Origin of the sequence: Acidovorax sp. BoFeN1 (assembly GCF_003345135.1) — a bacterium.
GTDB classification, from domain to species: domain Bacteria; phylum Pseudomonadota; class Gammaproteobacteria; order Burkholderiales; family Burkholderiaceae_C; genus Acidovorax; species Acidovorax defluvii.
The window spans coordinates 1-8487 of sequence record NZ_QOZT01000124.1; the positions used below are offsets into that span (position 1 = coordinate 1).

Annotated in this window: 10 protein-coding genes and 1 riboswitch; all 10 genes read right to left on the reverse strand. The window is 68.1% G+C overall.

Annotated elements, in window-relative coordinates; translation table 11 throughout:
- Positions 1-148: 148 nt before the first annotated feature.
- Positions 149-547: a type II toxin-antitoxin system death-on-curing family toxin gene (locus DTW89_RS17985; protein ID WP_114656927.1), complete on the reverse strand. Its 399-nt coding sequence runs from the start codon at positions 545-547 to the stop codon at positions 149-151.
- Positions 544-768: an AbrB/MazE/SpoVT family DNA-binding domain-containing protein gene (locus tag DTW89_RS17990; RefSeq protein ID WP_024815411.1), complete on the reverse strand. Its 225-nt coding sequence runs from the start codon at positions 766-768 to the stop codon at positions 544-546. Before DTW89_RS17990 ends, DTW89_RS17985 begins: the two co-directional genes overlap by 4 nt.
- 83 nt (positions 769-851) lie before the next feature.
- Positions 852-1922 (reverse strand): nicotinate-nucleotide--dimethylbenzimidazole phosphoribosyltransferase, encoded by a 1071-nt coding sequence (gene cobT, locus DTW89_RS17995; RefSeq protein ID WP_114656928.1) that lies wholly within the window; start codon positions 1920-1922, stop codon positions 852-854.
- 110 nt (positions 1923-2032) lie between these two features.
- On the reverse strand, positions 2033-2794 hold the full coding sequence (gene bluB, locus DTW89_RS18000) for a 5,6-dimethylbenzimidazole synthase (RefSeq protein ID WP_114656929.1): 762 nt from the start codon (positions 2792-2794) through the stop codon (positions 2033-2035).
- A gap of 45 nt (positions 2795-2839) precedes the next feature.
- A riboswitch (cobalamin riboswitch) is annotated at positions 2840-3030 on the reverse strand.
- Between the two features lie 21 nt (positions 3031-3051).
- Entirely contained in the window at positions 3052-4521 is a 1470-nt protein-coding gene (locus DTW89_RS18005; RefSeq protein WP_114656930.1) for a cobyric acid synthase, read from the reverse strand.
- Positions 4521-4964 (reverse strand): 6-carboxytetrahydropterin synthase QueD, encoded by a 444-nt coding sequence (gene queD, locus DTW89_RS18010; protein WP_114656931.1) that lies wholly within the window; start codon positions 4962-4964, stop codon positions 4521-4523. Before queD ends, DTW89_RS18005 begins: the two co-directional genes overlap by 1 nt.
- Before the next feature lie 20 nt (positions 4965-4984).
- Positions 4985-5620, reverse strand: coding sequence for a 7-carboxy-7-deazaguanine synthase (gene queE / locus DTW89_RS18015; RefSeq protein ID WP_114656932.1), 636 nt, complete (start codon positions 5618-5620; stop codon positions 4985-4987).
- Positions 5621-5655: 35 nt separating this feature from the next.
- A complete protein-coding gene (locus DTW89_RS18020; RefSeq protein WP_114656933.1) occupies positions 5656-6663 on the reverse strand; it encodes an aminotransferase class I/II-fold pyridoxal phosphate-dependent enzyme in 1008 nt (335 codons plus the stop codon).
- Positions 6656-7741 carry an adenosylcobinamide-phosphate synthase CbiB gene (cbiB, locus tag DTW89_RS18025; protein WP_114656934.1) on the reverse strand — a complete coding sequence of 362 codons (1086 nt, stop codon included), beginning with the start codon at positions 7739-7741 and terminating at the stop codon, positions 6656-6658. The genes DTW89_RS18020 and cbiB overlap by 8 nt, the downstream gene beginning before the upstream one ends.
- Positions 7742-8311: a cob(I)yrinic acid a,c-diamide adenosyltransferase gene (gene cobO / locus DTW89_RS18030; protein WP_114656935.1), complete on the reverse strand. Its 570-nt coding sequence runs from the start codon at positions 8309-8311 to the stop codon at positions 7742-7744.
- Between the last annotated feature and the right edge of the window lie 176 nt (positions 8312-8487).

An 8487-nucleotide genomic window follows, 5' to 3' on the forward strand; every position in this document is an offset into this window, starting at 1 on the left:
CGTTCTTCTCGGGTCAAGTGTGTGTAGTTCAAAGTGCTTTCCTTTGCGACTGGCCGGTCAACAAGAGAGCATCCTATGCACTCTTGGCCCAACCTATTGCTTGGTGCACTTCGTTCTGGAATCCGCCAGCTTAAATTTTCAAATCAACTCATGCCCGCGCCGCAGTGTGCGCGCGCAGCCACGCGGCAAACTCTTGTTCTGGCATGTCGCCTGCGGCGACGGCGAGCATCGTCAGCACGCACGACGCATCGTCGGCGTGCAGCGCCAGTCCATTGAGGCGCAAAAACAGCTCAGCCGCCACAAAGCCGGTGCGCTTGTTGCCGTCGATAAATGGATGGTTGCGAGAGATCCCGTAGCCATACGAGGCGGCCAGCGCAGCCGCGTCAGGGGGCGGCTCGCCGTAGGCCTGCAGGTGCAGGGGCTTGCCCAGCGCCGAGTCGAGCAAGCCGGCATCGCGCACACCCGCGCCGCCGCCGTGTTCAGCCAGTTGCATATCGTGGATGGCAAGGATGACGGCGCGGTCCAGCCAGACCCATTCGCGCGTCATTTGGCCAGCTCGTGCAAAACGGCGCGGCGCTCTTTCATGATCTCGCGCGCCACGCGCATCTGCGCTTCAAATTCAGGGTTGTGCGTGGTGATGCGCAGGCCGTCGGGGGTTTCGGTGACGTACAGCTCGTCACCTTTTTCGAGCTGCAGGCGCGCCAGCAACTCTTTGGGAAAGATGGCGCCGACCGAGTTGCCGATCTGGGTAAGTTTGAGGGTGTGCATGGTCGCTTTCGTAATAACATCTGTAATACTAACGCGAGTGCGGCACAGCGTCAAAACCGTGCGCGCCTCATGCCTCACACCGCTCACACCGACTGCGTTGCCACCCCCGCCGCCTCAAAGCTGGCCATCTCGCGCAACACGGCACAAGCCGATTGCAACAGCGGCCAGGCCAGGGCCGCGCCCGAGCCTTCACCCAGGCGCAGGCCCAGGTCGAGCAGCGGTTGGGCCTGTTGGCCAGGCAGCAGGTGCGCCAGCATATGCGCGTGGCCGGGCTCAGCCGAGCCGTGGGCGAACACGCAGCGCTGCAGCACGTGGGGCTGCAGGCGGGCAGCCACCAGCACGGCGGCGCTGGTGATGAAGCCATCGACCACGATCACACGGCGCTCTGACGCAGCCTGCAGCACGGCGCCCACCAGCGTGGCCACCTCGAAGCCGCCCAGCGCGGCCAGTGCGTCGAGCGGGTTGACCGCGCCTTCATTGGCCGCCAGCGCCTGCGCCAGCACGGCACGCTTGCGTGCCACCCCGCCCGCATCCAGGCCGGTGCCGGCGCCGGTGCAGTCCTCCAGCGACACGCCACACAGGCGCGCCAGCAACAGCGACGCCACCGAGGTGTTGCCAATGCCCATTTCGCCCAGCAGCAGCGCGTTGCCTGGCAAACCTTGCACCACATCCATGCCGTTGTGCAGCGCCTGGGCACATTGCGCAGACGTCATGGCGGGCCCGATGGACGCGTCTTGCGTGCCGGCAGCCACCTTGCGCACCAGCAGCTGGGGCTGGCCGGGTACGGCAGCGCGCGGCGCAATGTCGCGCGCAACGCCGCAATCCACCACGGTGAGCGCCAGGCCATGCTGGCGCGCCAGCACGCTGACGGCAGCGCCACCGGCCAAAAAGTTCTCGACCATCTGCCAGGTCACGTCGCTGGGGAAAGCCGACACGCCGCGCGCGGCCAGGCCGTGGTCGCCCGCGAAGACGACCATTTGCGGCTGCTCCAGCCGGGGCGATTCGGTGCCCAGAATCTGGCCGATGCGCAGCGCGAGCTGCTCCAGACGGCCCAGAGAACCCAGGGGTTTGGTCTTGTGGTCCAGCTTGTGCTGCAGGGCCTGGGTGAGCTGCGGGTTGGCGATGTCGGCAATCAGGGGCAGGTGGGCGGTCATGGCGTGGTTCAACTTTCAAAAGAGGTTCGGCGCGGCCCGTACGCACGGGACTGCGCGTTGTGTGACGGTGGGGGTGGTGCACCGGGCAAGCCCCGTGCACAGCGGCATGTTTATGCCGGGGTGGCCTGGCGGCCGCGCTGGGCGGCGGCCTGGTCGCGCTGCAGGTGCGCGATGAGCGGCTGCTGATCGTCGCGCTGGCCCCATTGCTCAAAGTACACGAGGTCTTTCATGGGCAGGCGCGGCAGCCAGCCAGCGGATTCGAGTTCGGGCTTGTCGTGGAAGTGGCTGACGTAGCCCACGCACAGGTAGGCAATGGGGGTAATGCCCTTGGGAATGCCGAGCGCCTGCTGCAGGTCGGCCTGGTGGAAGATGCTGACCCAGCCCACGCCCAGCCCTTCGGCGCGCGCGGCCAGCCACAGGTTTTGCACGGCGCAGACGCTGCTGTACAGGTCCATGGTTTTCATGTGGGTGCGCCCCACCACCACGGGGCCGGTGCGCTCGCGGTCGCAGGTGATGCAGATGCCGATGGGCGACTCGATGATGCCTTCGAGCTTGAGCTTTTGGTACGCCGCACGCTTGTCGCCCTCGAACATGTCGGCGGCTTCGGCGTGCGCCTTGGCAAAGGCGTCGTGCACGCGGCGCTTGGTCTCGGGCGAGCGCACCACCAGAAAGTTCCAGGGCTGCATGAAGCCCACCGAGGGCGCGTAATGCGCGGCGGTGAGGATCCGGCTGAGCACCTCGTCGGGCACCGGCATGGGCAAAAACTGCCCGCGCACGTCGCGGCGTGAAAAGATGGTTTGGTAAATGGCGTCGCGGGCCTCTTGCGTGAAGGCGTGAACGCTTTGCGTGGCTTGCGCCGGTGCGGTATTCATTGCAGTCCCCTGTGCGTGAATAGGTAGCGCGCTGCCTGGCCTTGCAGCGCGTTGGATATTCAGGCCGGTCTTCTGGCTTGGATTCATCTGGCCCCCGCGCCTTCCCGGCCTTGGCGGCCAGTGGCATTGAGCGGGGGTCATCATCCTTACAGCGTTGGGCACGCGGCGGATTTGCACCGCCTTCCCGATTCTCCCTTTGCTTCATCGCATCGGGCACCTGAGGGGCGCGATGATAGCAGCCGCAGGCAGCGTATTTCTTACGCGATCAGCGCGTCCAGCACACCCGGTTCAAAGTGCCGGGCCACGCCATCGGCCAGGCCGTCGAACACGGTCTCCAGCGTCGGCGCCTGGGCGCCAAACAGGGCGTGCAGCACGGCAGTGTCCTCGAACAGGCCGTGCAGGTACACGCCCAGCACGTTGCCCGCCGGGTTCTGCCAGGCGATGCCCGGCATGACCTCGCGCACCACGTCGCCCTTGGCGGCCATGGCGGGGTGCTGGGCCGTCTGGCCGTGGTGGATTTCGTAGCCGCAGGCAGCCACGCCCGAGAGCGGCGCCCAGGCGCCCGCGAGCGGCCCGAAGGCCGCGCTGGTGCGCCGCACGGTCTTGGCGGGCTCGAACACGGTGACCAGGGGCAGCAGGCCCAGGCCGGGGCCGTTGCCGTCGATGCCCTCGGGGTCGATCAGCGCCTCGCCCAGCATCTGCAGGCCGCCGCACACGCCCAGCACGGTGCCACCCTGCCCCGCGTGCGCGGCGATGGACTGGTCCAGGCCCTGCGCGCGCAGCCAGACCAGGTCGGCGGCGGTGGCCTTCGACCCCGGCAGCACGATCCAGTCCGTCGGCCGCAGGCCCGCCACATCGGCCGGGCTGCGCACCCACTGCAGGCGCAGGCCGGGCACGTTCTTGAGCGGCTGGAATTCGTCGAGGTTGCTGATGCGCGGGTAGGCCACCACGGCCACGGTGGTGTGCACGGCGCCGGGCGTGGTGCTGCGGTCGTCAAAAACACCATCTTCTTCCGGCAGGCCGTGGTGCCACTGCATGGGAATGGTGGCCACGGTGGGCACGCCGGTGCGCTCCTGCAGGTGCTGCGGCGCGGGCGCGAGCAGGCTGGCGTCGCCGCGGAACTTGTTGAGCACGAAGCCGTGGATCAGCGCGCGCTCGTCCTCGGGCAGCAGCGCCCAGGTGCCGTAGAGGTGGGCAAAGGCGCCGCCCCGGTCGATGTCGGTCACGAGCAGGCAGCGCGCATGGGCATGGCGCGCCACGCGCATGTTCACGATGTCGCTGGCGTGCAGGTTGGTCTCGGCAGGCGAACCCGCACCTTCGATGACCACCACGTCGTTCTCGGCGCGCAGTTCGTCCAGCGCGGCGGCGATCTGCGGCCACACCACTGCGCTGCGGCCACGCCAGGGCAACGCGGTGAGCGGCTCGCTCACCTGCCCCAGCAGCACCACCTGGCTGTGCGTGTCGGCCTCGGGCTTGAGCAAGAGCGGGTTCATGCGCACCTCAGGCACAGCGCGCGCGGCCAGGGCCTGGAAGTACTGCGCCGATCCGATCTCGCCCCAGGCGCCATCGATGCCTTCGACCACGCGCGCGTTGTTGCTCATGTTCTGCGCCTTGAACGGCGCCACCTTCAGGCCCTGGTTGCTGTAGTAGCGGCACAGCGCGGTGGTGAGCCAGCTTTTGCCGGCGCCGCTGGTGGTGCCCAGCACCATGACGCATGCGGCCGCCATCAGCCGTCCACCTCCGCCCAGCAATTGGGCGTTTCGTACAGCGTCACCTTGGCCAGCGACAGGTGGCGGCCGAAGCGGTCGTGGTACACGTTTTTCAGGATGTCAAAGGCGGCCTGGGCCAGGTTTTCCACCGTGGGCACGCGGTCGATGACCACGGTCTTGTGGCCCGGCATGCTGTCCAGGAAGGCGCGCACGGCGGTGTCTTTTTCATAGACGATGAAGGCGTGGTCCCACAGGTCCACCAGGTGCGCCTTGGCCAGCGCCTTGATGTCGCCGAAGTCCATGATCATGCCGTTGTCGGATTCGCCGTCTTTCTGCACCACGTCGCCCGTGAGGGTGATGAGCAGCGTGTAGCGGTGGCCGTGCAGGTTGCGGCACTGGCTGTTGTGGTCGGGAATGCGATGCCCGGCATCGAACTCCATTTTTCGGGTAATGGTCAGCATGGGTGGGTCCGTTGTTGCCTTCAGGGAATCTGCAGCAGCTTGTGGGTCTGCACCGACAGGTTCCACAGGGGATGGGCTTTGCAATAGTCAATGGCCAGGCGCAGATTCGTGGCCTGCAACGGCCCGTCCATGGCCTGTACAAAATGGTGTTCAAAATCCAGCGCAGCGTATTCGTCCAGGGGCTGCCCGGGCTGCGGAATGACGACCTTGATCTCGTTGCCCTGGCGCACCACCAGATCCGAGCCCATCTTGGGGCTGACGCAGACCCAGTCCACGCCACGCGGAACCGGCAGCGTGCCATTGGTTTCAATCGCCACCGTGAAACCGGCGGCGTGCAGGGCGTCGATCAGCGGGGCATCGAGCTGCAGCAGCGGTTCGCCGCCGGTGCACACCACGTATTTTTGCGCGGGGTAGCCGGCAGGCCACAGCGCATGGATGCGCGCGGCCAGGCTGGCGGCGTCGGCAAACTTGCCACCGCCTTCGCCGTCGGTGCCGACAAAATCGGTGTCGCAGAACTGGCACACCGCACTGGCTCGGCCCTCTTCCACCCCGCTCCAGAGGTTGCACCCGGCAAACCGGCAAAACACGGCCGGGCGCCCGGCATGGTGGCCTTCGCCTTGCAGGGTATAAAAAATTTCCTTGACGCTATAGGTCATGGGGGGCCTCGCACATCGACACAGGGGGCGTATTGTCACCGCCCGGGGCCATGCACCGCCGCCCGCAAGGCCTCTTGCGCCTCGGGCGCCAGCACGCCCAGGCGCACCACGCCGGGAAGGCCGAACGAGGCGCAGTCGCGCAGCTTGATGCCCTGCGCCCGCAGGTGGTGCAGCAGCGCGGGTAGGTCGGCCACCGGGGGCCGCGCGCAGAAGTAGTTGGCCTGGCTGCCGGGCAGCACCTCCCAGCCCAAGGCGGCGCACAGCGCCAGCTGGCGCGCCTTCCAGTCGCGCAGCACACCCAGGCATTCGGCCAGCCAGTGCTGCACGCGGGGCTGCACCCAGGCCTGCAACAGCGCCACGCCGTGCGCGCCCACGGGCCAGGACGGCGCCAGCGCAACAAGGGCTGCCGCATCGGCCTCGCAGCCCTGCGGCGCGATGGCGTAGGCGGCGCGCACGCCCGTCAGGCCCAGGGCCTTGTTGGGGGTCCACAGTTGCCAGACGCTTCCCAGGCGCCCCGGCGGCGACGCATGGCCTTCGAGGCGCAAGGGGTGGTAGGCGCAGTCGAGCACGCGCAGGGCGTCCTGCCCACTGCCGTCCAGCAGCCAGGCGGCCAGCGCCGTGTCGCTCCGGCCCAGCGGACTGGAGGGCTCGCAGGCCCATTGCAGCGCGGCACCGGTACCGGGTGCGTGACAGAAGGCCAGGCCCCAGGCGCGGGCGGCCTGGGCATAGTCGCCATAGCCGTGCGCAGGCACCGCCACGGCGCCTGCACCGCGCCGCACGGCCAGCGCCGTGATGCGGTGGATGAACTCGCTGGCGCTGCCTGCCAGCACGATGCGTGCGGGCGCCACGCCATGAAACACGGCCAGCTGCGCGCGCAAGGCGGTGTAGGCCGGGTCGGGATAGCGCGTGGCGTCGGCCTGCTGCACGGCAGCCAGGGCCATGGGGCACGGGCCGCAGGCGTTGCTGTTGGTCGAGAAGTCATGCGGCGCCGCGCCGAGGCCGTCGGTGCCGCCGTGGCAGGGCATGGCTGCGGCATCAGGCATTCCAGGCCCCTTGAATAGCTACGATAAAAATAGCTGACACCGCAATACCAGAAAGGGTCCAAGCCACTTTTGAAGCAAATTTTTGCGCCCACCCCACATCCCGTGGCGTGGGCGCCCGCCCCTGCGCATGCAACTGGTACACGCCCGGTTTGGTGAGCCGCACACCCAGCGCCAGCGCCATGGACGCCATGGGCCAGCCGCTGTTGGGCGACGGGGTCTGGCGTGCCTCGCGCGCCAGGGTGCGCAGCGGCACGCCGCCGCCCGCCAACGCCAGCAGCAGTGCGGTGATGCGCGCGGGCAGCCACGAGAGCACGTCGTCCGCCCGGGCGGCCCACTTACCTGCCCACTCCCAGTAGCGGCCTTCGCGCATGCCACGGTAGCCCCACATGGCGTCGGCGGTGTTGGCCAGGCGGTAGAGCGCGGCGCCCGGCAGGCCCGCCACGGCAAACCAGAACAGCGGCGCCACCACCGAGTCGTTGAGGTTTTCGGCCAGCGATTCGATGGCGCTCTGGCGCACCTCGTCGGCACTGAGCTGCGCGACGTCGCGGCTCACCAGCCAGGCCAGGCGCGCACGCCCTTCGTCGAGCGAGCAGGCCAGTGCATCTTCCACCGCGCGCACCTCGCGCAGTAGCAACCGGAATGCAAACAGCGGCTTGAGCAGCAGGCCCAGCAGCAACGCCGCCAGCACCAGGCGCAGCACACCCACCACGGAAGATGCGCCCTCCAGGCCCATGCCCGGCACATCGACGACCACCTCGCACACCTCGGTGGGCGCGCCCCACACATACAACACTGCCGCCTGGAGCAGCGCAGCCACTACCAAAACAATAGCTGCCAGTGCACACCAGCAAAGCGCTCCAAGCCAAAATAGCTTCAAATCCCGACCGGTGGGCGCTTGCGGCGCGACCCGGCGGCCGCAGGCGCCCAGCGCCCTGCCCATCCACACCACCGGATGCCAGCGCGCGGGCGGCTCGCCCCACAGGCGGTCCACCACCAGCGCCACCAGCGCCGCCAGAGCGAGGAAGGCAGCACCCTCGCCGGGGCGGGCGACGAGCGGGTGCAGCCAGTGCCAATGCATTCAGTCCTCAATGCCGCGCTGCGCAGGAATGCCCGCTTGGAAAGCGTGCTTGACGAGCTTCATCTCGGTCACCGTATCGGCAATGGCGATGATTTCCTCGGGGCAGCGCCGGCCCGTGAGGCACACATGCACGTCCTTGGGGCGCGCGGCCAGGGTGTCGAGCACGTCCTGCAGCGGCAGCCAGCCGTAGATCAGCGGGTAAGTGATTTCGTCGAGCACCACCAGGAAGCGCTCGCCCCCCAGGATGTCGGCACGCGCTTTCTGCCAGCCGTCGCGCGCCAGTTGCGCGGAATGCTCCAGGTCTTTGCTCTTCCAGCTGAAGCCGTCGCCCAGGCCCTCGATGGGCAGGCCGATCTGCTCGAACAGGCGGTGCTCGCCAAAGCGCGCGCTGGGCACCTTCATGAACTGGTAGATCTTCACGGCCTTGCCCCGGCCGTGCGCGCGCAGCGCCAGGCCGAAGGCGGCCGTGCTTTTGCCCTTGCCGTCGCCGGTGTTCACGATGACGAGGCCCCGGCGTTCGCCCTCGGCCTTCTCGTAGCGTTTTTCGGTGGGAGGGGTTTCGATCTGCATGGTGTGTTCTCTCGAATGGGTGGGGTATCACAGCCCGGCAAGGCCGGGCTGCGCGGACAGGGAAGAAGGCCGGCGCACCTGCCAGGCAGCCCCGGCCAGCGCCACCAGGGCCATGGCCAGCAGGGCCACGATGTCGGCCATGCGCTGCACGGGCGTGGGCGGGGCTGCCTGGCAGG

What these genes read in the sequence shown, in the direction of transcription:
- cobT (WP_114656928.1), bottom strand. Translation starts at nt 1,922, where the DNA reads ATGACCGCCCACCTGCCCCTGATTGCCGACATCGCCAACCCGCAGCTC.
- queD (WP_114656931.1), bottom strand. Translation starts at nt 4,964, where the DNA reads ATGCTGACCATTACCCGAAAAATGGAGTTCGATGCCGGGCATCGCATT.
- DTW89_RS17985 (WP_114656927.1), bottom strand. Translation starts at nt 547, where the DNA reads ATGACGCGCGAATGGGTCTGGCTGGACCGCGCCGTCATCCTTGCCATC.
- cbiB (WP_114656934.1), bottom strand. Translation starts at nt 7,741, where the DNA reads ATGCATTGGCACTGGCTGCACCCGCTCGTCGCCCGCCCCGGCGAGGGT.
- DTW89_RS18020 (WP_114656933.1), bottom strand. Translation starts at nt 6,663, where the DNA reads ATGCCTGATGCCGCAGCCATGCCCTGCCACGGCGGCACCGACGGCCTC.
- bluB (WP_114656929.1), bottom strand. Translation starts at nt 2,794, where the DNA reads ATGAATACCGCACCGGCGCAAGCCACGCAAAGCGTTCACGCCTTCACG.
- queE (WP_114656932.1), bottom strand. Translation starts at nt 5,620, where the DNA reads ATGACCTATAGCGTCAAGGAAATTTTTTATACCCTGCAAGGCGAAGGC.
- cobO (WP_114656935.1), bottom strand. Translation starts at nt 8,311, where the DNA reads ATGCAGATCGAAACCCCTCCCACCGAAAAACGCTACGAGAAGGCCGAG.
- DTW89_RS18005 (WP_114656930.1), bottom strand. Translation starts at nt 4,521, where the DNA reads ATGGCGGCCGCATGCGTCATGGTGCTGGGCACCACCAGCGGCGCCGGC.
- DTW89_RS17990 (WP_024815411.1), bottom strand. Translation starts at nt 768, where the DNA reads ATGCACACCCTCAAACTTACCCAGATCGGCAACTCGGTCGGCGCCATC.